Source organism: Dyadobacter sp. AC419, from assembly GCF_979253085.1.
In genome coordinates, this window is sequence record NZ_CEEDCD010000006.1 from 43,652 (window position 1) to 69,474 (window position 25,823).

Consider the following 25,823-nt stretch of genomic DNA (forward strand, 5'->3'; position numbering starts at 1 on the left):
GTGAATGATGCGTCAACATCATTCACCTGATTTACCCCCTCTCTATGCTGGCGCTAAGAAGAATCCCGGACTGAAAAGTCCAACGGGATGAAGGGAATTATTTTGCTGATTTTTTATAACCACCAAAACAATCAAAAGTATGAAAAAAACCTTTTACCGGCAGAATTACCTGCTTAAAATTATGAGAATCAGCCTCATGCAAATGTTGATGATCACCATGTTTTCAGGACTTTCCTATGCATTCGACGGCTTCGGCCAGGAAGTCCTTAACCGCAGGTTGACAATTAACATTAAGGAACAAAAAATCGGAACGGCACTTAATCAGATCGGGAAACTTTCGGGCGTCAATTTCATGTACAGCCCCGAACTGATCGGTTCACAACGCACGGTTACTTTCAGCGCAAAAGAAGAAAAGCTGGAAGCTATCCTGAATAATTTCCTGACCCCGTTGCAGGTCACTTACGAGGTTTCCGGCAAGCAGATCTTGTTGAAAAGAGCCTCTTCCAAAACGGCTCCTGCGCAAGGTTCGGGCTCGTCTACAAAAATGACCCAACCCGTTGACGTACCCGTCAAAGGACAAGTTAAAGACGCAACCGGCGCGACAGTTCCGGGCGCAACGGTGGTGTTGAAAGGCAGTTCATCAGTGGGAACGACCACCGACGCGGACGGCGCTTTCTCACTCATTGTGCCCGATGGCAGCACAACATTAGTCGTGTCGTCAATCGGCTTTCTGACGATGGAAGTGGACATTACCAACAAATCAATGGTGGAAATCACTTTGCAGTCGGACGTAAAAGCATTGTCGGAAGTGGTGGTAACAGGTTATTCTTCTCAATCAAAAAGGGACATTACCGGAGCTGTTTCCACCGTGGATGCAGTTGAATTGACGAAAGTGGCGGCTCCCAACGTTGCCCAGCAATTACAGGGACGTGTTGCGGGGGTTACGGTTACTTCGAACAACTCGCCGGGTGGTGAAGCAACTGTTCGTATCCGCGGTTTTGGAACGATCAACAACAACGATCCTCTGTATGTGATCGATGGCGTTCCTACAAAAGGCGGCTTGAACAGCATTAACCCTAACAACATTGAATCCATGCAAGTGCTGAAAGATGCGTCTTCGGCTTCTATTTATGGTTCAAGAGCGGCGAATGGTGTTATTATTATCACAACCAAAAAAGGAAAAGCAGGCGCGCCGCGTTTCACATTCAATTCAAGGGCTGGTTTGCAAACGGGTAAAGTGAAGCTGGATTTGATCAAAGATCCGCAGCAATTTGGCGATCTGCTTTGGACGCAGCGTAAAAATGCAGGCGTGCTAACCAATGGCAAGCCTTCGCATCCGCAATATGGCAACGGTGACAATGCAGTTGTTCCGGATTACATTCTGGCGGGATCAAGTTATGGTCTTTTTGAAGGCGATCCAAAGGTAAATCCTTCCTTGTACAACTATAACCGTGCAGGTTTTTACCAAATCGTAAAGGCAAACAAAGAAGGAACGGACTGGCATAAGGAAATCCTTCGTCCGGCTGCCATTCAGGAATACAATGTGGGCGCCACAGGCAGGATCCGAAACAGGAAGATATGCGGTTGCATTCAACTATTTCAAGCAGGATGGTGTGCTGATCCACACTTCTTTTAACCGTTATTCTTTGCGTTCGAACACAGAATTTACTTTCAAAAAACGCATTCGTCTGGGCGAAAACCTGGAAGTGAGTTATACGGAGAATAAGGGTTACTATAACAACAACGGAACAGCAAGCTCGGCCAACAACCAGGATGGCAACCCGATCGGAAACGGATATCGTATCCCTTCGATCATTCCGGTTTATGACATTATGGGCAATTTTGCGGCAACGAGAGCATCGGGACTCGGACCTGCGACAAACCCTGTTTGCACAGCTTTACAGAACCAGAAAAAACCAGACAAACAACTTCCGCGCATTCGGTAACGCCTATTTGGAACTGGACATTCTGAAAGATCTGACTGCAAAGTCAAGCATAGGAATTGACCTTACCGCTGCAAACCGCGTGGGCTACACATTGATGGACTTGGAAGAAGCGGAGATTGAAGCTGCAAATGCTTTGACCAATGCCAATGCTTACGACATTAACTGGACGTGGTCTAACACATTGAATTACAACAAAACCTTTGCTAACATTCACAAACTGGGTGTGCTTTTGGGAACGGAAGCAATTAAAGGAACGGGTCGCGATTTCTCTGCAACCAGAACCACATTCTTCTCAGAAGATCCTCAGTATATGTTTCTTAGCGCAGGAACGGCGGGCATTGCCAACACAGGTGCGGGTTATGAATGGGCATTATTCTCGATTTTTGGTAAAATAAATTATGCTTTGAAAGACCGCTATCTGCTGGAAGCGACAGTGCGCCGCGATGGCTCTTCCCGTTTTGGACAAAACAACCGTTACGGAACATTCCCTGCGTTCAGCGCGGGATGGAGGCTTTCTGAGGAAGCATTCTTGAAACCTTTGACCTGGCTCGACGATCTTAAAATCAGAGCGGGATGGGGACAAACGGGTAACCAGGAAATTGGTAACTATAACGGTTTCAGCACTTATCGTTCAAGTTTGAGCGCGTCTTCTTATGCAATCGATGGCTCTAACAATGCTGTGCAACCTGGTTTTGACACAGAAGCATTTGGGAACCCGGATGCAAAATGGGAAACCACTACGCAGACGAACATTGGTGTGGATGCGACTTTCCTGAAAGGCATGTTCAACTTCAACCTGGATTTGTATAACCGTACAACTTCCGATATGCTTTATCAGGTGAGCTTGCCGGCAACGCAGGGTGTGGCTACGATCCCGTTTGTGAATGTGGGTGAAATGAACAACAAGGGAATTGACCTTGCATTGGATTTCAACAACAAAGCCATGAACGGCGACCTTACTTACTCGGTAGGCGTCAATTTCTCGACCTACAAAAATGAAGTAATGAAGCTCAACAACAGCACGAGCGCTGTGTTGCTTGGACCTGCAATCCGCAGTTACACTTGGACCCGCTCAGTTGCAGGGATGCCATTGTATTCATTCTACGGCTTGCAAATCGACGGCATTTACCAAAATCAGGGCGAAGTGGACAATGGCCCAAAATACCCGGGTTATGCAGCAGTTGGTAAATACAAATACCACGACACAGACGGCGATGGCACCATTACGGACAACGACCGGAAGTTCCTCGGCAACCCGCACCCGGATTTCACTTATGGTATTAACCTGAATGTGAATTACAAAAACTTCGATGTGTCGGCATTCTTCCAGGGCGTAAAAGGCAACCAGATCATTAATATGGTAAAAAGATGGGTTGACTTCAACAACCAGGCGGGTAACAGAAGCCTTCGCATGCTGAATGATTCCTGGACGCCCGAAAATCCTGACGCTGTGCTTCCGATCCTGGACGCAAACGACAGCCGCAGTCAGCAGCCTTCGAGCTATTTCATCGAGGACGGTTCTTATTTCCGTATGAAAAACCTGACCGTGGGATACACATTGCCAACAGGTGTTTTGTCAAAAATCGGATTTGAAAGCGCACGCATTTATCTGCAAGCGCAAAACCTGTTCACCATTACCAAATACAGCGGCATTGACCCGGAAGTTACTTCTGTTGGATCGACACCGGGAAGCACTGTTTTAGGTGTGGATCAGGGTAATTATCCAAATTCAAAAATGTACCAGGTTGGTATCAATTTCGGATTTTAATCAAGGCATAAGAGAATAACTTATCTGACAATCACAAGTTTATAGATATGAATAAGAAAATATCAATCTTAACAGCGCTGGTTTGCATGGGGTTAATGACCTCCTGCGGCGACGAATTCCTGCAAACCACTCCGCTCGGGGTGGGCAATGAGCAGTCACTTTCCAATAAAAACGGCGTTAATGCAGTCCTGATCGGCGCATACAGCTTGCTTGACGGCGTGGGCGCAGGCCCGGTTAACACCTCATCGGTTAGTAACTGGATTTACGGTTCGGTGGCCTCCGACGACGCTTACAAAGGCAGCGACGTGGGTGACCAGGCGCAGATCACGACCATTGAACGTTACATTCCGCAGGCGGATATCGGCGCTTACAATGATAAATGGGTGGCCGTTTACGACGGTGTTTCGCGCACCAACAACACCATTAAGCTCATTGGCCTTGCAACGGATATGACCGAAGCAGAAAAGGCACAAGCGTTGGGTGAAGCGCGTTTTTTGAGAGGCTGGTATCATTTTGAAGCCAAGAAACTTTGGAATATGGTCCCTTATGTGGATGAAACGGTGACGGATTATATTAATCTGCCAAACGACAAAGACATCTGGCCAAACATTGAGGCGGATCTGCAATTTGCTGTTGACAACATTTCAGCAACAAAAACACAGGCTGGCCGTGCGACCAAATGGACAGCGAAAGCAACATTGGCCAAAGTGCATATGTATCAGCAGGATTTTACGGCAGCAAAGCCATTGCTTGACGATGTGATCAATAACGGACCATTTGCTTTGGTAACGAGCTTTCATGACAATTTCCGGATCACGACAGAAAACAACAGCGAGTCGATTTTTGAAGTGCAAATGTCGGTTGGTGACGGCGGCGGCGGACAGAACGGAAGCTGGGGAGACAACTGACAATTTCCCTTATGGCTCTGCTCCCGGCGGTTGCTGCGGATTTTATCAGCCTACGCAAAACCTTGTAAATGCATTCAAAACCGACGCGACTGGATTGCCTTTGCTGGATACATTCAATGACGTGGATGTGACAAATGATGAAGGACTTTCTTCGACGGATGCATTCACGCCTTACACCGGCACGCTGGATCCTCGTCTGGACTGGACAGTTGGCAGAAGAGGCTTGCCATTCCTGAACTGGGGTGTGCATCCAGGTAAAAACTGGGTTCGTGACCAGGCTTTCGGAGGTCCGTATACATTCAAGAAATTCTTTGCTTACAGTGGTGAAAACGCAGGCGCAGAATCCCCTCGTGCCAATGCGAATAACTATCGTGCAATCCGTTTTGCAGACATTCTTTTAATGCGTGCAGAAGTTGCCGTGGAAGATAACGACTTGGCTATGGCGTTGAAACTGGTTAACCAAGTGCGCACACGTGCGGCTAATGTGGTTGTTACAAATGAAGCGGGCAAGCCAGCAGCAAATTATCTTGTAAAACCTTATCCATCATTTGCAAACAAGGATTATGCAAGAAAAGCAGTTCGCTTCGAACGTCGCGTTGAGCTTGCCATGGAAGGCCACAGACACTTTGATTTGGTTCGCTGGGGCGTTGCAGATGTGGTTTTGAATTCATATCTGTCCAAAGAAAGCAAAAAGCGCACTTATCTGTCCGGAGCGACATTCGTGAAAGGCAAAAGTGAGTATTTCCCAATCCCACAAGCGCAGATCGACATTATGGGATCGAATGTGCTGAAACAAAATCCCTGACCAATTTGGACAAAGCAGGTTATTCATTTAACTTGCTTTGTCACAAGTTTTTCAAATTTTATTTATATAAACTATTCCTAAACCTTTACACAATGTCATTCGATCCAAACACGAATAAAGAAGGTGAATCCCGCCGGACATGGTTAAAGACTGCTGCGCTGGCTGGCGTCGCGGCGATGGCAGGAAAGTCTGTTGAGGCGGAATCCGCACCTGCAAAAGTGCCTGCAAGAAGAATTCCTATTGCGGTCTCCACTTATTCTTACTGGCATTTTGGGCAGGAAAAGTATCCGGTCGAAAAAGTGATCGAGGACGCTGCAAAGCTTGGTTTCGACGGTGTGGAGATCCTGCACAGGCAAATGGAGAATGAGACGGTTCCTTACATGAACAAGCTGAAAAGGCTTGCATTTGATAACGGCCTTTCGCTTCCGTTGCTGTCGATTCACCAGAGTTTTGTTCAGCCCAAAGCCGAAGACCGTAAAAAAGACGTTGCGCATACGATCAATTGCATCAATATGGCTGTCCAAATGGGCATTCCAGCGATCCGAATGAACACGGGAAGCTGGCGAACAGCAAAACGGGACGCCAATTATTATAAAGACGGCAAAGAGCCACCGATCGAAGGTTACACGGATCAGGACGCCATCAAATGGTGCATTGATTCGATGGGCGAATGTCTGGTTGCTGCGGAAAAGGCGGGCGTCGTGCTGGCCATTGAAAACCACTGGGGCTTGTCTTCCAACATTGATTATCTGCTCGAAATTTACAAACCACTCTCCGCTTCGCCTGCTATGGGCATGAATGTGGACACGGGGAATTTCGTTGGTGATCCCTATCCGCAGTTTGAGCGGTTGGCACCATACGCAACCATTGTGCAAGCCAAAACTTATTACGGAGGCGGTCATTATTACGACTTGGATCTGGATTACAAACGCATTGCCAGCATTTTGCGCAAGGCCAATTTCAAAGGATACATTTCACTGGAAATGGAAGGAAAAGAAGATGCCGCAACCGCCGTTCCTAAAAGTCTGAAACTATTCAGGGAAGTGTTCAGCTGATCCCGGAAATAATCATAATTATATTCTGTAAGTTAATAAAGTGCGGGTCCGGTGGGCCCGCACTTTTTGTTAGCAATCAACTATAATGATACTTACACGCTACAATTGTAATAAGGTCTTTTTCAACTTTGTACACAAGTCGATGTTCATCCGAAATCCTGCGTGACCAGTAGCCCGACAAATTTGCCCGAAGCATTTCAGGTTTCCCTTTTCCTTCGAAAGGTGTCCTTAAACACTCCTTTATAAGCTCGTTGATCTTTTTTACGACATTTTTGTCGTCTACTTGCCACGCTAAATACTGATTCCAGGCTTGGGTTTGCCAGGCGAGCGTCAAATCTCCATCATGTTATGGTAAACGATGTTCCTTCCATTTTCCACATCGTCGACCGCCCTGAGCAGATGCTCCCGGTTAGGACTGCGCATTAAATATTCGGTCGTATCTTTTGGGATATGAAGAGATCTTTGAGATTTGATAGTTCTCAAAAATTGAAGAATAGCTCGTTTTTCTCTTCGTGACGGCACTGCTAAGCGTAGCATTAGTGAAGATTTTAAGTTAGTATGTGTTATGAAATTGAGTAAGATGTTTCAAATATAAAGATAAAGTCACAGCATTCCAGATCCGGTGCTAATAACCTCGATGTTGCGTTTTGTTCTTTGAAAACTAACAATTTGATCTTAAATTTGCCACCCGAATAGCAAACAATTGTTTGCTATTTTATTGCTCGTTTACTCTATCATTATAGTATACTACATAGACTTTGAAGGAAGCGGCGGATTTTACACCCTCATCTGAGACAAACTGGGAATCTCTTGATGTTGCCTACATCGCAAGCGGTGATCCTGAGGAAGATCGGCGCCTGGCGGCACTCGCCCGTGCAAAGGGTCAGGTGGTTTTCCTACGCGATATTCCCGAGGAATCCGACGTCCGTTTTAATGTTCCTTCCACAATTCCGTCGACTGTCGCATCATCCCCAAGTCAGACGAGGAATAATACAAAAGCACCATTCACCTGGGAAACTGTTCAGCAAAAAATCTGGCAGGCGACCATTCGCAAAAGAACCCGCACAGAAGTTGCCGTTAACATATTCTCGGCGATCGCATTGATGATCGTCGGACACCTGCTGTTTACATTCTTCACTTACGACCGGCTTACCGTTCTCTGGAACGAACTGGAATTGAGCGAAGGTTTCTTTTATTATGTTCTGGGTGGGTTTGTGGCACAAATGATCGATGGCGCGTTGGGCATGGCTTATGGCGTAACGGCAGCTACTTTCCTGCTCACATTGGGCGTTCCGCCTTCAGCCGTTAGTGCCAGTGTGCACACTTCCGAAATATTTACCAGCGGGGTTTCTGGTTATATGCACTTGAAATTCGGCAATGTAAATAGTAAGCTTTTTAAAAAAATCCTGTTTCCAGGCGTTTTAGGGGCAATTACCGGGGCTTACCTCCTTTCGTCGTTTGAAAAATACATTTACGTAATCAAGCCGTTGGTGGCAGTTTATACTTTAATTCTGGGAATTCTTATCATTCAGAAAGCGTTAAAGAAGCGAGTTGAAAAGAAGCCTATGACGAAGATTGGCTGGTTGGCAATGGCAGGCGGAACGCTCGATTCGATCGGCGGAGGCGGCTGGGGACCAATCGTTACATCCACGCTGATTGCCCGCGGACGCCACCCAAAGTATACAATCGGGTCGGTAAATCTCGCGGAGTTCTTCGTTTCACTCGCAAGCTCAATTACCTTCATCAGCATCATCGGATTTTCACATTGGCAAGTCGTTTTGGGACTTATACTTGGTGGTATGGTCGCCGCCCCGATCGCCGCAAATCTATCCCGCAGGTTACCAATAAAAACGATGATGATCATGGTCGGGACCGTTATCATAATCGTGAGTTTGAGGATCATTTATATGGTCATCAGCAGTTTATAAAAGACATTATCCAAGCCTCAGCGCTTAGTTTTAAATATTAACCTAAAAAAGCTGAACGCCAAAAGCCGACAGTCGAAGTTCGAAAATCATGAAAAAACAGACCAAAGCGATACGCACGCAAACGCCGAAAACCAAGTATCGCGAGCATTCAACACCATTGTTCCTGACCAGCAGCTTCACATTTGAAAGCGCGGAACAAGGAAAAGCACTTTTTGAGGAAACCGAAGAAGGGAACATTTACAGCCGTTTTTCCAATCCAACGGTCCAGGAATTTGTTGATAAGGTTTGTCTTTTAGAAGATTGTGAAGATGGCGTTGCAACCGCAACAGGAATGGCAGCAGTTTTCGCAAGTATGGCTGCATTGCTTAAAACCGGCGACCACATTATCGCCAGCCGTGCACTGTTCGGCTCTGCACATCAGGTGATTACGCAGATTTTGAGCAAATGGGGCATCACATACACTTACCTTGACGCGGATGCAAGCGAAGCGGATTGGGAAGCAGCAGTTCAGCCGAATTCCAAAATGGTTTATCTGGAAACGCCTTCAAACCCAGGTCTGGATCTGGTCGATCTTGCCATGGTAGGAAGACTTTGCAAGAAGCATAACCTGATCTTTAATGTAGACAACTGCTTCGCATCACCAGCATTACAGAATCCTGCGGAATACGGCGCTGATCTGATCGTACATTCCGCGACAAAATATATGGACGGACAAGGCCGCGTTTTGGGTGGAATTGTTGTTGGTAAAAAAGAATATATTAAAGAATTACGTTTTTTCTGCCGCCAGACAGGACCATCCATGTCGCCATTCAATGCCTGGGTTTTGACCAAAAGCCTTGAAACGCTTGGATTGAGAATGGACAGACATTGTTCAAACGCATTGGCACTTGCTGAGGCTTTGGAAAAGCATCCGGATGTAAAATCCGTAAGATATCCGTTCCTGGAATCACACCCGCAGCATGAATTGGCCAAACAGCAAATGTCAGCCGGCGGCGCCATTGTTACGATTGATCTTGAAGGTGGTTTTGAGAGAGTTTCGGCATTTATGGATGCTTTGGAAATCGCGTCACTTTCGTCAAACCTGGGCGATACAAGAACCATTGTAACCAACCCAAACACAACCACACACGCCAAACTGAAACCCGAGGAGAAAAAAGCACTAGGCATTACCGAAGGCCTTATCCGCATTTCAGTCGGCCTGGAAGACATCGAGGATTTAATCGAAGACTTCACCAACGCCGTGGAGGTGTCGGTGAAAAGTGATATATTAGATTGATAAACACTTTAACATATTCATATCATGCACACATTAACTATTGAAATTCCGGAGCAGTTTGAGAAGAGGTCGGTTCTCCTTTCTATTGCAGTGCAACTTTATCAAAAGGGAGCGCTTACAGCTAAACAAGCGGCAGATTTGGCAGAAGTTCCAGTGAATGATTTGATGTATTATTCTTTGTCTGATAATGATCCTGCAAAAGAGCTGATCAAACCGACAAAGGAATATGCTTCAACCGAGAAATGGATTGAAATTTTAAAAAGAGAACAAAATTATAAGGGTTTTGACAAGGAGAGAATGAGTAAGCTCGCCGATGAAATGAACATTCAGGAACCATTGGAGCTTTTACTTTCTCAATAACAACGGACAAAGACTTTGATCATTTGAATAAGGAATTTTTGAATGTCGCCCGTTTTGAATTGATATAATAATCACCATGAACGAAACAATAATATCTTCTTTAAACGCGGCCATTGAGGGCAAGAGTGAGACGGAGTCGCTGGCGATTCTGGCGGATCTTTTTCCTGGCGAGGTGGTGTTTTCGACTAGCCTGGGCTATGAAGATCAGGTTATTACAGATTTTATTTTAAAGAATAATCTGAACGTTACGATCTTCACGCTTGACACGGGACGGCTTTTCAGCGAGACTTATATGACGCTGCAAAAGACGAATAATCGTTACGATACGAAGATCAAGGTTTACTATCCGCAAACGGATTCAGTCGAAACATTGGTCAGCACGAAAGGACCTCTGAGCTTTTACGATTCGGTTGAAAACAGGAAGGAATGTTGCTTTATCCGCAAAGTGGAGCCTTTGAACCGCGCTTTGAAAGGTGCGAAGATCTGGGTTACGGGCATCCGGGCGGAACAGTCTGGCAACCGCCATGATATGCCGCAGCTGGAATGGGACGAGGCGCATCAATTGGTGAAGTTTCATCCGATTCTGCATTGGTCATTTGAGGAGGTGAAGGGATATGTTAAATCGAATGGCATTCCTTATAATCCATTGCATGACAAAGGCTTCGTAAGCATTGGCTGCGCACCTTGCACCCGGGCAATCCAGGAAGGCGAAGATTTCCGCGCCGGAAGATGGTGGTGGGAAGACGAATCGAAAAAAGAATGTGGATTACACGCGAAGTAGCTTGCAAAATGCCATAAACGGGCAGCATTAGCCCATTTTATAGAAAAACAATTATTCAGAATATGTCAATTTCAGTTAAAGAAGATGTCGGATATCAGCGATCAGGAAGCGCGACGCAAGTCACCCGATTATCTGGACCAGTTGGAGGCCGAGGCGATTTACATTATGCGTGAGGTCGCAGGCCAGTTCGAGCGCCCTGCATTGTTGTTTTCAGGTGGAAAAGATTCTATCACATTGGTAAGACTGGCTCAAAAGGCCTTTGCACCCGGAAAAATCCCCTTTCCACTGGTGCACGTTGATACCGGACATAATTTTATTGAAGCGATAAATTACCGCGACGAACTGGCCGAACAGATTGGCGCAAAACTGGTCGTTCGCTATGTGGAAGACACCATTAAGGCAAAAGGTTTGAAAGAACAAACCGGCAAAAATGCAAGTCGTAACTGGCTGCAAACCTTCACTTTGCTGGATACGATTGAAGAATTTGAATTCGACGCCTGCATAGGTGGAGCACGCCGTGACGAAGAAAAAGCACGTGCAAAAGAACGCATTTTCTCATTCCGTGACGAATTCGGTCAATGGGACCCGAAACGTCAGCGTCCTGAACTTTGGAACTTGTTCAACGGTAGAATTCATAAAGGTGAAAACGTGCGCGTTTTCCCAATCTCAAACTGGACTGAGCTTGACGTTTGGGCTTATCTGAAAAGAGAAAACATCACATTACCATCCATTTATTTCGCCCACGAGCGTGAATTGATTTTGAGAGATGGCAAGTTGCTGAACAACACCCCTGTTATCGAAAAAGACGAATACGACCAAATCGTAACTCGTCAGGTTCGTTTCAGAACGGTTGGTGACATGACCTGCACAGCCGCCGTAGAATCCAGCGCAGCAACATTAGACGAGGTTATTGCCGAAATCACCGTTTCAAGAATCAGTGAAAGAGGCGAAACCCGGATCGATGACCAGCAGACGGAAGCGGCAATGGAGGACAGGAAAAAAGGGGGTTACTTCTGAGGTAGCGTCCCTTCGACCGGCCGGCGCTCCTGTGCGCTCAGGGTGACAGGGCAACAGGTCGTGCGCTCAGAATGACAACAACATTCAGTCATTCACTCATTCAATCATTCAAAATTAAATAAGGTGGATTTACTAAGATTTATAACAGCAGGTTCCGTGGACGATGGCAAGAGCACATTGATCGGACGCTTGCTTTACGATACAAAAAATATATTGGCGGATCAGATGGAGGCCATTGAGCGTGCGAGTAAGAGCCGCAATGTGGGGGAAATCGATCTGGCGTTACTTACGGATGGCCTTCGTTCGGAGCGTGAGCAAGGCATTACCATTGATGTGGCTTACAAATATTTCCAGACGCCGAACCGCAAATTTATCAGCATTGATGCGCCAGGACACATTCAGTATACCAGAAATATGGTTACGGGTGCTTCTAATGCAGATTTGGCGATCATTCTCGTGGATGCGCGTCATGGCGTTGTTGAACAAACCCGTCGTCATTCATTAATCGCTTCCATGTTGGGCATTCCGCATGTGATTGTGGCGATTAACAAAATGGATCTGGTTGGTAATTCGGAAGATGCGTTTTTGGAGATTGCGAAATCTTATCAGGAACTGGCTTCCAAATTGAATATTAAAGACCTGACATTGATTCCGGTTAGTGCCTTGAATGGCGATAACATTGTCGACAGATCGGTGAACATGCCTTGGTATACTGGCGAAACATTGCTTTCTGTTTTGGAAAATGTGAATGTTTTGAAAGATCAGAATCAGGAAGACGGCCGTTTCTCGGTGCAATATGTGATCCGCCCTCAGACGGACGAATTGCACGATTACCGCGGATATGCGGGACGTGTGCAAAGCGGAACATTCAAAAAAGGCGATTTGATCAAAGTTTTGCCTTCTGAAACGGAATCCAGGATCGCTAAAATTGAATTTGGCGGAAACGAAATTGAGGAGGCCTCTGTTTTAGAATCTGTGACCATCTTGCTGGAAGACGACGTGGACATCAGCCGCGGCGACACCATCGTTTCTGTTACCAATTCACCGATTGTGAGCCAGGATATTGAGGCGCTCGTATGTTGGATGGACGATAAGAAGACTTTGAAAGCGGGCAATAAATATGTGTTGCAGCACGGAACGGCGAGATCGAGATGTTCTATCCGCGACATTGAATACCAAATTGACATTAATTCCTACGAAAAGCTGGATGAGGTTGATAGCCTGAAACTGAACGACGTTGCCAGAATTGTATTAAGAACAGCACAACCCATCGCCTACGACCCATATCAGAAAAACCGCGCGAATGGCGCAGCAATCCTGATTGACGAAACGTCAAATGTGACCGTAGGAGCTTGCATGATCGAATAAAAGAAATTATCACCATGAGCGAAATATTGATTTCTGACAAAGTATCCGCTGTTGCGAAGCGCGATATCATTGATTTGAACCAAAAGATCAATGCATTTAACACGGGCGAAACACCCGAGGAAGCATTCCGTAAGTTCAGGCTTACACGCGGAGTTTATGGCCAGCGCCAGCCAGGCGTTCAAATGATCCGCATCAAGCTGCCTTACGGACGCATTACGGCGGACCAGCTTGTCAGGATCGCGGACACTTCCGACAAATTTGCAACGGGTAACCTGCACGCAACAACGCGTCAGGACATTCAGTTGCACTTTGTAAAGCTTTCCGATTCACCGCAATTGTGGGCCGATCTTGAAGACGCCGGCATTACATTAAAAGAAGCTTGCGGAAACACCATTCGGAACGTAACGGCTTCATCGATCGCTGGAATTGATCCGGACGAACCATTCGATGTGACGCCGATCACGCATTCCATATTCAGCTATTTCCTTCGCAACCCGATCAATCAGGATATGGGCCGGAAGTTTAAAATCGCCGTTTCTTCTTCTGAAAAAGATTCAGCATTGGCATTCATTCACGATGTTGGCCTTATTGCCAAAATGGGCGTGAACGAAGCGGGCGAAACGGTGAAAGGTTTCAAAGTGCTGATTGGTGGCGGCTTAGGCGCACAGCCTTTTTCTGCACAAACGGCTTTTGAATTCCTCGAAGAAGATAAAGTCATTCCTTTCATTGAAGCATTGCTCCGCGTTTTTGACCGTTACGGAGAGCGCGTGCGTCGTCATAAGGCACGCATGAAGTTTCTTTTGGCTGACATCGGTTTGGAAGAAATGATGGCCAGGGTTGAGGAACAACGCATTGCTGTTAAAAATAAAGTCTTTACAATTCCAGAGGATCTGTTTGGAACGAAAGATGCTGAATCCATCACTTTCGCTCCACGACCGTCTTTGACAGAAGCAGAAATCCTGAACATTGCTTCTCAAAGCATTGAAGCGGAAAAGCTTGATATTTTTACAAAATGGCTGAGAACCAACACTTTTGAGCAAAAACAAAAAGGTTGGTATGCTGTTCAGTTGCGCGTTCTTTTGGGCGATATGCATTCGGATACCGCGCGTCAGCTTGCGGATTTGGTTCGCCAATATGCTGCGGATGACATTCGTGTGACGGTTAACCAGGGTTATATTCTTCGTTTTGTAAAAGGCGAAGATCTGGTTGCGCTTTATCACGAATTGGCAAAATTGGGACTAGCAGCGCCTGGTTTTGACAGCACGATGGACATTACAACTTGCCCGGGAACGGACACTTGTAACCTGGCCATTTCGAGCAGCTACGGAATTACGCGCGTACTGGAAGATGTAATGCGTGACGAATTCCCTGAAATGATTTACAATCAGGACATTAAGATCAAGATCAGCGGATGTATGAATGGCTGCGGCCAGCATAATGCGTCCAACATCGGTTTCCACGGAAGCTCTATCAAAAACGGCAAGCTGGTTCTTCCCGCATTGCAGGTTTTGCTGGGCGGTGGTTTTACCGGTGATGGCGTTGGTTTGATCGGTGATAAAGTGATCAAAGTTCCGACCAAACGCGGCCCGGAGGCGCTACGCACGATTTTCAATGATTTTGAAGCCAATGCATATGATGGCGAATATTTTAACCAATATTACCAGCGTCAGACCAAAAATTACTTCTTCCAATTGCTGAAACCGATTGCTGACCTCACCACTTTGCAAGACGATGACTACCGCGACTGGGACCACGACGAATTGTTCAAAACCGAAATCGGGGTTGGAGAATGTGCGAGTGTGCTGGTGGATCTTGTTGCCACGACGATCACAGAAGGACAGGAAAAATTGAATCTTGCCAAAGAAAACTACGAGTCAGGGATCTGGGCGGATGCGATTTATCATGCTTATAATGTGCTGATCACGGGTGCAAAAGGTTTGTTAATGACCAAAGACGTGACATTGAACACGCAGTATGGCATCGTAAATGACTTTGAAACGCATTTCGGACAGGATTTCAAATATGAAACGCCTGCTGAATTTGCCCGCGAAGAGAAAGCAGAAGCGCCTTTCCGTTCATTGGCGTTCAGCATTAATCATTTCGAGCCTACACAGGAATTTGCGACTTACTTTTTAAGCAAAGCAGAAGAATTCTTGAATTTCGTTCGCAATACACGTGAATCACAATTGGTTGAAACAGGCGAGCCTGTTTTGCAAGAATTGTCATTCGGAAAAGATAGTTAAAATGGCTGTCAGCTTTCGGTTGTCGGCACTCAGCATTACGCTTGATTGCCGACAGCCGAAAACCGAAGTCTTTCAGATATGAAACTTACACTTATTGGTGCCGGGCCAGGCGATCCTGACCTGATCACTTTGAAAGGGGTTAAAGCGTTACAAAAAGCCAAAGTGGTTTTATACGACTCCCTCGCCCACCCTTCCCTTCTTGATTTCTGCCCCGAAGACTGCGTGAAGATACTTGTTGGCAAGCGCTTTGGTAAAACCAGCTGTGCCCAGGACGACATTAATGCATTAATAGTCGAAAATGCGCGTATTTACGGTGAAGTTGTCCGCTTAAAAGGCGGTGACTCATTCATTTTCGGTCGTGGTTACGAAGAAATTCTTTATGCTGCCCAACACGGCATTGAATCAAAGATTATTCCTGGTATTTCCAGCAGTTATGCGGCTCCTGCGTTGGCTGGCATTCCATTGACTTCGAGAGGATTAAGTGAAAGTTTTTGGGTGATTACAGGCACAACCAAAAATCACACGCTTTCTAATGATGTGCATTTGGCCGCCCAGTCGACCGCCACAGTTGTAATTCTTATGGGTTTACACAAGCTGGGTGAGATCGTTTCCATTTATGCACAGCTCAACAAATTTGATGAACCGATTTCCATTATCCAAAACGGCACGATGGAAAATCAGAAAGTTGTAACCGGCAAGATCAGCAACATTGCTGCTTTGGCGCAGGTAAGTGAAATTGCCTCTCCGGCTGTGATCGTGATTGGAAAAGTCGCTGCGTTACCCGATTTGAGCTATCAGCACATTGAAGAATTGATGCAACAAGGAAAATCTGTTGCCGACGAAGTGAATTAAAGCAGGCTCAGGATCCAGTTGAGATCGATCAGATTCTCCTTCCCTTTAAATTCAAGAAAGTAAATTATCCCCGCCAGCACTGCATAGCTGATAAAGAGCCATTTTTTCTTCATCTCATATTGATCGTGATGATGAAAATAATCGTATACCATAGAAGCAGAGAAGCCGAAAATCATCATTACGAAGGACAAAAGGCCGCAATCCTGGCGATAATGTTTGAACGTGTGCAAGGCAGGCGCGCCCAGGACTAAATACATGAGCCACATCCCAAAACCGACCCGATACAAATACATGCTCAGCCGGCGGTCATTTTTTATGTCAAATATTCCTTCCAAAATGGTCGTTATTTAACGGATTTGAAACAGTGAATTTAATAAAATACACCTAGAAAAGCCAGTATTTCGTATAACTAATATATATACGTATTATTGCAAAAAATGTCTGCATGCAATTAATAGTGTCAAAATTTCTTTTTTTAATACTAAATCAGGTTTCAGCATTATCCTGGAAAAATGCATTCCGGCTTTCTGATTTTTTACGCTGGTCTATCTTCACAGTTTGCGGCTATCGCAAGGAGGTGATCTGGCAAAATTTAAAAAACAGCTTCCCTGATAAAAATGATGCCGAACTTGCCTGCATAGCAAAAGATTTTCAAATACATTTTACAGATCTCATCGTAGAAACCCTCAAATTTCGCACAGCAAGCCCCGAATGCGTGCGCGAAAGACTGCAAGGCGACATTAGCATCATGCAGAAATTTTATGACGAGAAAACCAACATTATTTATTTAATGGGCCACCGCGGCAACTGGGAACTCGCTAACCTCTTCTCTTCACTCTGTTTCACACACGAATGCATCGTCGTTTACCGGCCATTGCAAAACGAAGCTTCTGACCAGTGGTTCCTCGATTTAAGGACCCGGTTCGGTGCCAAGCTCGTTCCTATGGACAACATTTTTAAGGAATTACAAAAGCCGAGAGAAAAACCTTACGTAGTTGTGCTCGCTAATGACCAGTCGCCTAACCCTAAAACGGCTTTCTGGACCCAGTTTTTACATCAGGACACAGGCGTTTTCCGGGGCGTTGAAACGATTGCGCGGCGTTATAATCTCACCGTTTTGTATGCAGATTTTAGTAAAGTAGCCAACAAAAAGAGGTTACTACGAAGTCGCCATTTCCACCATTACGCAATGCCCGAAAGAGGTCAAAAACAACGAAATCCTGGAAACACAGCTCCGGATTTTGGAAAAAGACATTAAAACGCAGCCCCATAACTGGCTTTGGAGCCACAGACGCTGGAAACACAAGCGTCCCGAATGTCTGAAACCCGAGCAGACATTACCCTGATTTTCCGTCCGTTTTTAGTGCGTAAGTCTTCGAAAAGTGACATTTGCCGGAACTAATTCTTTTGCAGAATTGCTTTTTTACTGCAATAGGATTCAACGCGATGAAAACACTTTCCACCCGACTATTACTGTTCATTCTGACAGCGATTTCGAGACTTTCGTGGAAAAGATTATATAAGCTTTCCGATATTTTCCGGTTCCTCATTTTTGACATTGGCCATTACAGGAAGGAAGTGATTTTCAATAATTTGAAAAACAGCTTTCCAAATTACAATGACAACACGATCCAGTGCATTGCCAGAAAATATTACCGCAACTTCACGGACATTATTTTTGAAACGATCAAACTAAGGTCGATTTCGAAGAATGACCTGCTCACCAGATTTGATTTGGAAACTGAGTTGCTCGACCATTATTATGCACAGCAGAAAAACGTCGTGGTCGTGTCCGGGCATCTGGGCAACTGGGAAATGCTCAACTTATTTGCTTCTGCCAAATTATCCTACCAAATTGTGGTCGTTTACCACGAGCTGGCCAACGAGATCTTTGAAGAATGGTTTAAAAAAGTAAGGACTAAGTTCGGGACAGAAATGGTGGCGATGAAAGAAGCGATGGTTCGCGCGATGGCGCCGAGAGAAAAACCGTTTCTTTTTGTGTTGGTCAATGATCAGTCACCAAGCCCCGAAAAGGCTTATTGGACTAATTTCATGAATCAGGACACAGGGGTTTTCCGGGGCGGCGAGCTCATTGCAAAGCGTTTGAATGCGCCGGTTTTGTACATGGGAATTCTCCGGGATGAGCAAAAACGGGGACATTACCGCTCCTATTTCAAGCTGATAACCGAAAATCCAAAGAAAGAGCCGACGAACAACATTCTGCAAAGTCAGATCGAATATCTGGAAGAAGACATTAAGCGCCAGCCCGATAACTGGCTTTGGAGCCACAGACGCTGGAAGCATGCAAGGCCGCAAAACCTGTTGCCATTTCAATTACGACAAGAAATAAAAAGTGAATAAACCTGTTAAAATCCTTATCCTGCGTTTTTCTTCCATTGGTGACATTGTGCTCACCACGCCGGTGATAAGGTGTTTGAAACAACAGCTTCCAAACGCGGAAATTCATTTTGTGGTCAAGAAAAAGTTCAGCAAGGTCCTTGAACATAATCCTTATATTGACCAGCTCCACCTGCTTGATAATAATCTGAATGAGCTCGTTGAGATTTTCCGTAAGGAGCATTTTCACTATATCGTAGATCTGCATAAGACATTGCGCTCTTATCTGCTGCGTCTAAAACTCCGCCGCCCTACCCTGACTTTTCGTAAACTATCTGTGGAAAAACTCGTCATGAACCGTTTTCACGTCGACTTTTTGCCAAAAGGACTTGCATATTGTTGAACGAAATCTCAAAGCGGTCGAGCCGCTAGGCATTAAGAATGACAACAAGCCGGTCGATTATTTTATCTCTCCCGAAGAAGAAATCCCTGTTTCGAGCCTGCCGCATACGCATCAGCAGGGATATATTGCATTCGTGATCGGTGGGCAGCATTTTACCCAAAAGATTGCCTTCTGAAAAAATAATAAGAATTTGTCAAGGCATTGATAAACCAATCATTTTACTGGGCGGACCCGAGGACGCAGCGGTTGCCAAACTTGTGACCGAAGCTTGTGATGAAAAAATCTATGACGCTTGTGGAAAATACAGTCTCAATCAATCCGTATCGCTCCTGAAATCTGCCACTTCCGTCATCGCACACGACACCGGCCTCATGCATATCTCAGGCGCATTTAACAAGCCGATTGTTTCGGTTTGGGGCGCAACATCTGCCCGCCATTTCGGCGTTTGGCCATATTTGAATACCCGACAAGTGATAGCAGAAGTAAAAGGGCTGCCATGCCATCCATGCAGCAATTTCGGAATGGCTGCGTGCCCGCAAAAGCATTTCAAATGCATGTGGGATTGGGATTGAAAATTTCATTGCGCAAAGCGCTGTACAAATGTTTAATGAAACAACTTCTGAAAAATAATAACTGTTGTCAGCAGAGTTTATTTTAGATCAGACATTTATCAAATTCATGAATAAAAAGGTAAACATTGGCATCGTCCAAATGAGCTGCACGGACGACGTGGAAGCGAATTTTACAAAAAGCTGTGCCAGGGCATCCGTGATGCTGCGGCGAAGGGTGCCAACATTGTATGTCTTCAAGAACTTTCCGCTCGCTGTATTTCTGTGACGTGGAAGATCATAAAAATTTCCTGCTCGCCGAAGCCATTCCCGGCCCTTCGACCCGAGTCGTTAAGCGCAATTGCGAAGGAATTGGGCATGTTTGGTGATGATTGCCTCTCTTTCGAAAAACGCGCACATGGACTTTACCATAATACAACGGCCGTTTCGGATGCGGGATGGCGCATATCTGGGTAAATACAGGAAAATGCGCATTCCCAACAATCGGGTTGTCACGAGAAATTTTACTTCACGCCGGGTGATGCTGCCATGGGCGAACCTGTGGGCGAGGCGGGCGATAAGGATGGTTACCGCATTTTCGACACAAAATATGCCAAAATCGGTGTGCTGATCTGCTGGGATCAATGGTATCCCGAAGCTGCCCGCATTACGAGCTTAATGGGCGCGGAAATCCTTTTCTACCCAACCGCCATCGGCTGGGACACGAACGAAACGGATCCGATCATTAACGAAGAACAATATGGCGCATGGCAAACCGTTCAGCGCGGACATGCCGTGGCAAATGGCGTTTACGTGGTCGCTGTGAACCGCACTGGCCGCGAAGCCGATCAGCAATTCTGGGGCGGGTCATTCATTGCCAACCCGCAAGGACGCTTGTTATATCTGGCGCCACACGAAGAGGAAGTCACACATGTTGAAGAACTTGACCTCGCCAAACTCGATTTTTACAAGAACAACCTGGCCGTTCCTGAGAGACAGAAGAATTGACTCTTACACACCCGATTCTCAAACGATACATTGATTAGATCGTCTTAATAAATATAATTATTTTAAGTTCAAAGAAAGGAGGGCACCAGAAATGGTGTCCTCTTTTTGCATTTTGCAATTCCATGAAAGATAAGTTTCAAAATTGAAATTTGTAACCACTTTTTTATTTAAATTAGTAAAACTTCGTATATAAACGTACATTTGTTTTTAGACAATTAATTGCAACTTCTAAAATTTTAAGTCTATCGGCAGCATAGACATTCTGGCAAAGCGGGAAATTTAAACTTATTATAAAATTATTACCAAAACATTTTATATTGATTTTAAATGACCAATTTTTATTGCAAAAAACTCCAATAATTAAGTTTAATCTCTTGCATTATTTCACATTGTCAGTATATTTGAGAAGTCGTTAAACGAATGACTGAACTTCTTAAAAGCAGATGTATTCCAGCCGCACATGAATATATCTGTCTGTATCAGGAGGAAGATTGAATAAAACCGGCTGCCATAACCAAACGCATCCGGCAGGTTCTATCCAGGTACAATATAATTTTTTCAATAATAGGTTTACCAAGAACGCCGTGGACAGGCAAAATGTCTACGCAGGGATTTCTTTGTCTTTGCCTAAACGCTAAATGCTGTCTGTCCTCGATTTAAGAGGGTATTGCTTTCCGGAAAAGCAGTTTTGCAAGCTTATGGCTGTGTTGTTCTGTCCACGCGAAAGTGTGTGCGGCGCACAGCAACGTGGACACCACACAGCCATGACTTTTTCTCTTACTACTCGATACCTAACAACAATTTAACCCCAATCACCCATGCGTAAAGTTCTACTCTTAGTATTATGGGCTTGTATGCTTTCCCCGCTGGTTCACGCTCAGGTGCGTCAGATCAGTGGTAAGATTTCAGCAGCTGACGATGGTCTCGGACTCGCAGGAGCATCTATCATATTCAAAGGAACCAATGTGGGTTCAAATGCAGACGCAGACGGAAAATTCAGTTTTTCTGTTCCAGGAGATGGAATTCTGGTGGTTTCTTATGTGGGCTTTCTTATTAAGGAGCTGCCGATCGGAAACCAGACTCAATTTGATATCAAACTTGACGCCGATACAAGACAACTTGCCGAAGTGGTGGTTACCGCTTTTGGTATAGAGCGTGAGAAAAAAGCATTGGGTTACACCGTGCAGGAAGTAAAAGGAAGCGCACTGACCGAATCGCGGTCAACGAACGTAGCGAACGCATTATCCGGTAAAATCGCAGGCGTAAGGGTTCAGGCGAATGGCGGACCGGGCAGCAGCTCTACGATCCAAATCCGTGGATCTTCTTCTGTCTCAGGCAATAACCAGCCGTTAATCGTTATCGACGGTGTGCCAATGGAACAAACTTCGAGCAAAACATTGGGTGGCGGAATTTCTGAGGTTAACCCGGACAACATTAAAGAAATGTCTGTTTTGAAAGGGCCTAACGCAGCTGCATTGTACGGTTCACGCGCAGCAAACGGGGTTATTTTGATTACGACTAAAAATGGCCAGGGAACCAAAGGATTGGGTGTTGAAGTAAATTCAAACATTACATTCGAACGTCCCTGGATCAAACCTGATTTTCAAAATACATATGGCGGAGGAAGCGGTTACCGCACCTGGTACAACGACGGATGGAGCTCTTCTATCACAGATCCTGCCCAAATCGCACAATACAGAGCCGTTTATGACGCAAGATATCCGCTGGCTGGTTCAGCAGGAACGGATGAAAGCTGGGGAGCACCTATGGATGGCCGTATGGTGAGACAGTGGTGGACTGGTGACGATGTTGCGCCACTGACTCCTCAGCCTAACAACTGGGAAGAATACTGGCAGACAGGCCGCACAATCACAAACTCGGTGGCATTGTCAGGAGGAAACGACAAAGGCTATTTCCGTTTGGGATTGAGCCGCGTGGATCAAAAAGGGATCATGTATTACAATGATTTCCACAGAAACAACTTCCGTATCAACTCGGGTTACAATTTGACTAAAAACATCAGCATTACATTGTCTGGTGAGTATATCAAATCCGGCTCAGACAACCGCAGCTATGCAGGCGGACAGGAATTTATCTGGTCTCACCGCTCGGTTTCATGGGATCAGCTGCGCAACTACGAACAATACACAGATGTGCACAACCAAAAAGTAGGCGATACAGATCCACCAAACTGGCAGCACACATTCTTTACCAATCCTTATTTTTCTCAGCTTAAAATGCCTTCCGGCAATGAAAAAGACAGGTTGCTAGGAAACATTGCATTGAACTACAAAATCCTGCCTTCGCTTTCCTTAATGCTTCGCTCGGGAACAGATTACTGGTCTGACACACGTATCAATGTAACCAACTTCCTTCGCGTTCGGAACGGCACGAGAACACCGGGACGCTTTAACGAAGAGGTTTTGCGCAGCCAGGAAACGAACACGGATTTCATGCTGACTTATACCAAGAACATTACGAGCGACTTTGGCGTGAATGTTCAGTTCGGTGGCATCCAGCGTAAAAATTATTACAAGAGAAATTACTTCGCAGTAGGCGAAATGGTTGTGGATGGCCTTTACAATGCTGGAAACTCGGTTCCAAGCGCCAACACCATTGAAAGTGAGATCAGAGAATCTGAAACGCAGAGCTTGTTTGGAACAGCTAATTTCTCTTGGAGAAACGCATTGTTCCTTGACCTTACTGCCAGAAACGACTGGTCGAGCACATTGCCTTCTGATGCACGCTCTTACTTCTACCCTTCTGCATCTGTAAGCGCAGTTTTGACAGAACTGTTTGATGTAAAAAGCAATGTGCTGTCTTTCGGAAAAATCCGCGCCAGCTATGCTCAGGTGGGTAACGATGCGACGCCTTACCAGCTTGCACAGACATTCACTGCGAGCGGATCGTGGAACGGAGCAGTTCCGAAATTTGGCGAGAACATTCAAATCGCTAATGCCAATCTGAAACCAGAGATCACAACTGGTCTTGAACTGGGTGCAGATATGCGCTTCTTTAAAGGAAAAGTTGGCTTGGATGTGACTTATTACGATCAGACTACAAAAGATCAGATCCTGGGTGTTGAGATTTCAAAAGCCAGCGGTTATAACACAAGAATCCTGAATGCCGGAAAAATCACCAACAAAGGCGTTGAAGTAACATTATCCGGAACGCCGGTGAAATTGTCAAATGGTTTCAGCTGGGAAGTTTCTTTGAACTACGCTCGCAACCGCAACAAAGTGGTCGAGCTGGCAGAAGGACTTACAACTTACACATTGGCAACACAGCGCGGAATGACCTCAGAAGCACGTGTAGGAGAATCTTACGGAACATTCTACGGCGTTGGCTTCCTGAAATCACCGGACGGACAAGTTGTTTACGGAGCCAACGGCTTACCAGTAACAGCAGCAAATCAAAAACTCGGTAATGTGCAGCCAGACTGGATCGGCGGAATGTTGAACACATTCAACTACAAAGGCTTCTCATTGAGCGCATTGGTAGACGTTCGCATTGGTGGCGACATTTATGATGAAGGAACTGGAACTGCCCGCTGGACTGGTCAATATGCAGAAACGGCGCTTGGTCGTGAAGAAGGCGTGATCGGAAAAGGCGTTCGGGAAGTGACAGGAGCGGATGGTTCTAAATCTTTTGTTCCAAACGACATCATTGTTACGGCTAATCAGCTTTACGGTTACAGCAACCCACGTAACTATCACGAATCAGCGATTTTCGACGCAAGTTATGTGAAGCTTCGTGAGGTTTCATTGGGTTACAGCATCAGCCCTGCATTCCTGAAAAGAATCAAAATCCAGTCAGCAAAACTTTCAGTAGTAGGACGCAATGTGTGGATGATCTTCAAAAACACACCGCATATCGATCCTGAAATTGATGCAAAAGGCGCAAATGGACAAGGTTTCGGTTACGGCGAGCTTCCTAGCTCACGCAGCGTGGGTATGAACCTGGCCTTGTCATTCTGATCCAGTCAATCGAGTTAACTGACCTTAAAGAATCCGAAGATGAAAAACATATTGAATCATAAAACCATTTGGATGACGGCGCTTGCAGGGATTTTGACTGCATCGAGCTGCACCAAAGATTTTGATGAAATGAATGTAAGTCCGAACAGCCCTACGGCAATCGGACCGCAATATCTGCTTCCTACCGGCATTGAAACCGCTGTGGACCGTTACTGGGGACACCGGACGCGTTTCGAGCGCATCAACATTGACGCAGCCGAACTGTATGTGCAGCATTTTACGCGTAACATTTATTCCAATGAAGGCGATGATTACACCGTTTCACCTGCATTGGTCGCCAACAATTGGAAAGGCTTTTACAACGATTCGCAGCTGAATTTCCAACGAATCATCGCGCTGTCGGGCGAAGGATCTGCCAATCCGAATTTTAATTATGAGGGCGTTGCGCTGGTAATGCGGACATGGGTTTTCTCCTTACTAACAGACCTTTACGGAGCAATTCCTTATAACGATGCGATCAAAGGAACAGCCGAAGCGCCGATTTACACGCCGAAATACGATCCTATGGACGTGGTTTACGCCGGCATGCTGAACGACCTGAAAATGGCAAATGAGAAACTGGTTGTAGGCGGCCCTGCCGTTGCGGGTGACATTATGTACTCGGGTGATATTTTGAAATGGAAAAAATTCGCGAACTCATTGCGGTTGCGTCTTGCGAACCGTCAGGCTGCTAAAAAACCTGCGGAATCGAAAGCGATCATGACCGAGATCGTTTCTGATCCTAAAACATTCCCGATTTTCACAAGCAATGCGGATAATGCGCAGTTGAACTGCACAACGGTTTTGCCAAGTAACAACGAGTGGAACCAGGTGATGAAGCAGGATGGCCGTACAGACTGGAACATCAGCAAAACACTGGCCGACAAAATGAATGCACTTGACGACAGCCGCATCACGAAATATGCCAATCCAAATAAAGACGGCAAATACGAAGGCCACCCAAATGGCTTGCCGGATGCGATCGCAACGACTTACCTCGCAACCAGCTCAACCATCGGTGACGCATTCACCAAAGCGGAAGCGCCGGAAGTGATCATGACTTTCGCAGAACTGAACTTCATTCTGGCAGAAGCTGCACTTGATGGAGAGATCACAGGCAGTGCAAAAACGTATTTCGACGCTGGAATTGCTGCTTCTTTCGCTCAATATGGCTTGACTCCTCCTGCATCATTCATTACCAAAC

General features: G+C 45.7%; 24 protein-coding genes and 1 pseudogene. 23 read left to right on the top strand and 2 right to left on the bottom strand.

What is annotated here, in order from left to right; genetic code table 11:
* Nucleotides 1-139: 139 nt before the first annotated feature.
* The 6 genes from AC0IYG_RS03035 to AC0IYG_RS03060 all read left to right on the top strand — a co-directional run bounded on the left by AC0IYG_RS03035 (nucleotide 140) and on the right by AC0IYG_RS03060 (nucleotide 6,482).
* Nucleotides 140-1,636, top strand: a complete 1,497-nt coding sequence (locus tag AC0IYG_RS03035) for an STN domain-containing protein (protein WP_471709551.1) — start codon at nucleotides 140-142, stop codon at nucleotides 1,634-1,636.
* Between the two features lie 10 nt (nucleotides 1,637-1,646).
* On the top strand, nucleotides 1,647-1,946 hold the full coding sequence (locus tag AC0IYG_RS03040) for a hypothetical protein (RefSeq protein ID WP_471709552.1): 300 nt from the start codon (nucleotides 1,647-1,649) through the stop codon (nucleotides 1,944-1,946).
* A complete protein-coding gene (locus AC0IYG_RS03045; RefSeq protein WP_471709553.1) occupies nucleotides 1,843-3,714 on the top strand; it encodes a SusC/RagA family TonB-linked outer membrane protein in 1,872 nt (623 codons plus the stop codon). Before AC0IYG_RS03040 ends, AC0IYG_RS03045 begins: the two co-directional genes overlap by 104 nt.
* Nucleotides 3,715-3,761: 47 nt before the next feature.
* A complete protein-coding gene (locus AC0IYG_RS03050; protein ID WP_471709554.1) occupies nucleotides 3,762-4,622 on the top strand; it encodes a RagB/SusD family nutrient uptake outer membrane protein in 861 nt (286 codons plus the stop codon).
* Nucleotides 4,579-5,427, top strand: a complete 849-nt coding sequence (locus AC0IYG_RS03055; protein ID WP_471709555.1) for a RagB/SusD family nutrient uptake outer membrane protein — start codon at nucleotides 4,579-4,581, stop codon at nucleotides 5,425-5,427. The genes AC0IYG_RS03050 and AC0IYG_RS03055 overlap by 44 nt, the downstream gene beginning before the upstream one ends.
* 92 nt (nucleotides 5,428-5,519) lie before the next feature.
* A complete protein-coding gene (locus tag AC0IYG_RS03060; RefSeq protein ID WP_471709556.1) occupies nucleotides 5,520-6,482 on the top strand; it encodes a sugar phosphate isomerase/epimerase family protein in 963 nt (320 codons plus the stop codon).
* A gap of 76 nt (nucleotides 6,483-6,558) precedes the next feature.
* Here the strand turns inward: AC0IYG_RS03060 and AC0IYG_RS03065 are convergent, their stop codons facing one another.
* Nucleotides 6,559-6,816, bottom strand: a complete 258-nt coding sequence (locus AC0IYG_RS03065; RefSeq protein ID WP_471709557.1) for a Txe/YoeB family addiction module toxin — start codon at nucleotides 6,814-6,816, stop codon at nucleotides 6,559-6,561.
* 424 nt (nucleotides 6,817-7,240) lie between these two features.
* On the opposite strand from AC0IYG_RS03065, the gene AC0IYG_RS03070 reads away from it, so the two are divergent.
* The 8 genes from AC0IYG_RS03070 to cobA all read left to right on the top strand — a co-directional run bounded on the left by AC0IYG_RS03070 (nucleotide 7,241) and on the right by cobA (nucleotide 16,307).
* Nucleotides 7,241-8,410 (top strand): sulfite exporter TauE/SafE family protein, encoded by a 1,170-nt coding sequence (locus tag AC0IYG_RS03070; protein ID WP_471709558.1) that lies wholly within the window; start codon nucleotides 7,241-7,243, stop codon nucleotides 8,408-8,410.
* 88 nt (nucleotides 8,411-8,498) lie between these two features.
* Nucleotides 8,499-9,686, top strand: a complete 1,188-nt coding sequence (locus tag AC0IYG_RS03075) for a trans-sulfuration enzyme family protein (protein WP_471709559.1) — start codon at nucleotides 8,499-8,501, stop codon at nucleotides 9,684-9,686.
* Between the two features lie 24 nt (nucleotides 9,687-9,710).
* The gene (locus tag AC0IYG_RS03080; RefSeq protein WP_471709560.1) at nucleotides 9,711-10,046 is read left to right on the top strand and encodes a hypothetical protein; all 336 of its coding nucleotides are present in this window, start codon (nucleotides 9,711-9,713) and stop codon (nucleotides 10,044-10,046) included.
* A gap of 76 nt (nucleotides 10,047-10,122) precedes the next feature.
* Complete coding sequence (locus AC0IYG_RS03085) at nucleotides 10,123-10,827, top strand: phosphoadenylyl-sulfate reductase (protein WP_235159434.1); 705 nt, start codon at nucleotides 10,123-10,125, stop codon at nucleotides 10,825-10,827.
* A gap of 84 nt (nucleotides 10,828-10,911) precedes the next feature.
* Nucleotides 10,912-11,844: a sulfate adenylyltransferase subunit CysD gene (cysD, locus tag AC0IYG_RS03090; RefSeq protein WP_471709561.1), complete on the top strand. Its 933-nt coding sequence runs from the start codon at nucleotides 10,912-10,914 to the stop codon at nucleotides 11,842-11,844.
* A gap of 123 nt (nucleotides 11,845-11,967) precedes the next feature.
* Nucleotides 11,968-13,212 carry a sulfate adenylyltransferase subunit 1 gene (locus AC0IYG_RS03095; protein ID WP_235159433.1) on the top strand — a complete coding sequence of 415 codons (1,245 nt, stop codon included), beginning with the start codon at nucleotides 11,968-11,970 and terminating at the stop codon, nucleotides 13,210-13,212.
* Nucleotides 13,213-13,226: 14 nt separating this feature from the next.
* Nucleotides 13,227-15,455: a HEPN domain-containing protein gene (locus tag AC0IYG_RS03100; RefSeq protein WP_471709562.1), complete on the top strand. Its 2,229-nt coding sequence runs from the start codon at nucleotides 13,227-13,229 to the stop codon at nucleotides 15,453-15,455.
* Between the two features lie 78 nt (nucleotides 15,456-15,533).
* Nucleotides 15,534-16,307 carry a uroporphyrinogen-III C-methyltransferase gene (gene cobA / locus AC0IYG_RS03105; RefSeq protein WP_471709563.1) on the top strand — a complete coding sequence of 258 codons (774 nt, stop codon included), beginning with the start codon at nucleotides 15,534-15,536 and terminating at the stop codon, nucleotides 16,305-16,307.
* Here the strand turns inward: cobA and AC0IYG_RS03110 are convergent.
* Entirely contained in the window at nucleotides 16,304-16,645 is a 342-nt protein-coding gene (locus AC0IYG_RS03110) for a hypothetical protein (RefSeq protein WP_471709574.1), read from the bottom strand. The two genes, cobA and AC0IYG_RS03110, sit on opposite strands and share 4 nt — an antisense overlap.
* Nucleotides 16,646-16,764: 119 nt before the next feature.
* Here AC0IYG_RS03110 and AC0IYG_RS03115 point away from each other — a divergent pair, with 119 nt between their 5' ends.
* The 9 genes and pseudogenes from AC0IYG_RS03115 to AC0IYG_RS03155 all read left to right on the top strand — a co-directional run.
* Nucleotides 16,765-17,565 (top strand): lysophospholipid acyltransferase family protein, encoded by an 801-nt coding sequence (locus AC0IYG_RS03115; protein WP_471709564.1) that lies wholly within the window; start codon nucleotides 16,765-16,767, stop codon nucleotides 17,563-17,565.
* A complete protein-coding gene (locus AC0IYG_RS03120; protein WP_471709575.1) occupies nucleotides 17,489-17,653 on the top strand; it encodes an LpxL/LpxP family acyltransferase in 165 nt (54 codons plus the stop codon). Before AC0IYG_RS03115 ends, AC0IYG_RS03120 begins: the two co-directional genes overlap by 77 nt.
* A 100-nt stretch (nucleotides 17,654-17,753) precedes the next feature.
* Entirely contained in the window at nucleotides 17,754-18,668 is a 915-nt protein-coding gene (locus tag AC0IYG_RS03125) for a lysophospholipid acyltransferase family protein (RefSeq protein WP_471709565.1), read from the top strand.
* On the top strand, nucleotides 18,661-19,047 hold the full coding sequence (locus tag AC0IYG_RS03130; RefSeq protein ID WP_471709566.1) for a glycosyltransferase family 9 protein: 387 nt from the start codon (nucleotides 18,661-18,663) through the stop codon (nucleotides 19,045-19,047). Before AC0IYG_RS03125 ends, AC0IYG_RS03130 begins: the two co-directional genes overlap by 8 nt.
* A complete protein-coding gene (locus AC0IYG_RS03135) occupies nucleotides 19,034-19,222 on the top strand; it encodes a hypothetical protein (protein ID WP_471709567.1) in 189 nt (62 codons plus the stop codon). Before AC0IYG_RS03130 ends, AC0IYG_RS03135 begins: the two co-directional genes overlap by 14 nt.
* Nucleotides 19,188-19,619, top strand: coding sequence for a glycosyltransferase family 9 protein (locus tag AC0IYG_RS03140; protein WP_471709568.1), 432 nt, complete (start codon nucleotides 19,188-19,190; stop codon nucleotides 19,617-19,619). Before AC0IYG_RS03135 ends, AC0IYG_RS03140 begins: the two co-directional genes overlap by 35 nt.
* A gap of 106 nt (nucleotides 19,620-19,725) precedes the next feature.
* Nucleotides 19,726-20,641: pseudogene (locus AC0IYG_RS03145) on the top strand (carbon-nitrogen hydrolase).
* Nucleotides 20,642-21,421: 780 nt separating this feature from the next.
* Nucleotides 21,422-24,580 carry a SusC/RagA family TonB-linked outer membrane protein gene (locus AC0IYG_RS03150; RefSeq protein ID WP_471709569.1) on the top strand — a complete coding sequence of 1,053 codons (3,159 nt, stop codon included), beginning with the start codon at nucleotides 21,422-21,424 and terminating at the stop codon, nucleotides 24,578-24,580.
* 39 nt (nucleotides 24,581-24,619) lie between these two features.
* Nucleotides 24,620-25,823: SusD/RagB family nutrient-binding outer membrane lipoprotein (locus AC0IYG_RS03155; RefSeq protein WP_471709570.1), on the top strand; the 1,204-nt coding region annotated here is incomplete at its 3' end.

Excerpts from the sequence above, each read along its gene's own strand:
- AC0IYG_RS03035 (WP_471709551.1), top strand. The coding sequence starts at position 140 with ATGAAAAAAACCTTTTACCGGCAGAATTACCTGCTTAAAATTATGAGA.
- AC0IYG_RS03050 (WP_471709554.1), top strand. The coding sequence starts at position 3,762 with ATGAATAAGAAAATATCAATCTTAACAGCGCTGGTTTGCATGGGGTTA.
- AC0IYG_RS03060 (WP_471709556.1), top strand. The coding sequence starts at position 5,520 with ATGTCATTCGATCCAAACACGAATAAAGAAGGTGAATCCCGCCGGACA.
- AC0IYG_RS03075 (WP_471709559.1), top strand. The coding sequence starts at position 8,499 with ATGAAAAAACAGACCAAAGCGATACGCACGCAAACGCCGAAAACCAAG.
- AC0IYG_RS03080 (WP_471709560.1), top strand. The coding sequence starts at position 9,711 with ATGCACACATTAACTATTGAAATTCCGGAGCAGTTTGAGAAGAGGTCG.
- AC0IYG_RS03085 (WP_235159434.1), top strand. The coding sequence starts at position 10,123 with ATGAACGAAACAATAATATCTTCTTTAAACGCGGCCATTGAGGGCAAG.
- cysD (WP_471709561.1), top strand. The coding sequence starts at position 10,912 with ATGTCGGATATCAGCGATCAGGAAGCGCGACGCAAGTCACCCGATTAT.
- AC0IYG_RS03100 (WP_471709562.1), top strand. The coding sequence starts at position 13,227 with ATGAGCGAAATATTGATTTCTGACAAAGTATCCGCTGTTGCGAAGCGC.
- cobA (WP_471709563.1), top strand. The coding sequence starts at position 15,534 with ATGAAACTTACACTTATTGGTGCCGGGCCAGGCGATCCTGACCTGATC.
- AC0IYG_RS03125 (WP_471709565.1), top strand. The coding sequence starts at position 17,754 with ATGAAAACACTTTCCACCCGACTATTACTGTTCATTCTGACAGCGATT.
- AC0IYG_RS03150 (WP_471709569.1), top strand. The coding sequence starts at position 21,422 with ATGCGTAAAGTTCTACTCTTAGTATTATGGGCTTGTATGCTTTCCCCG.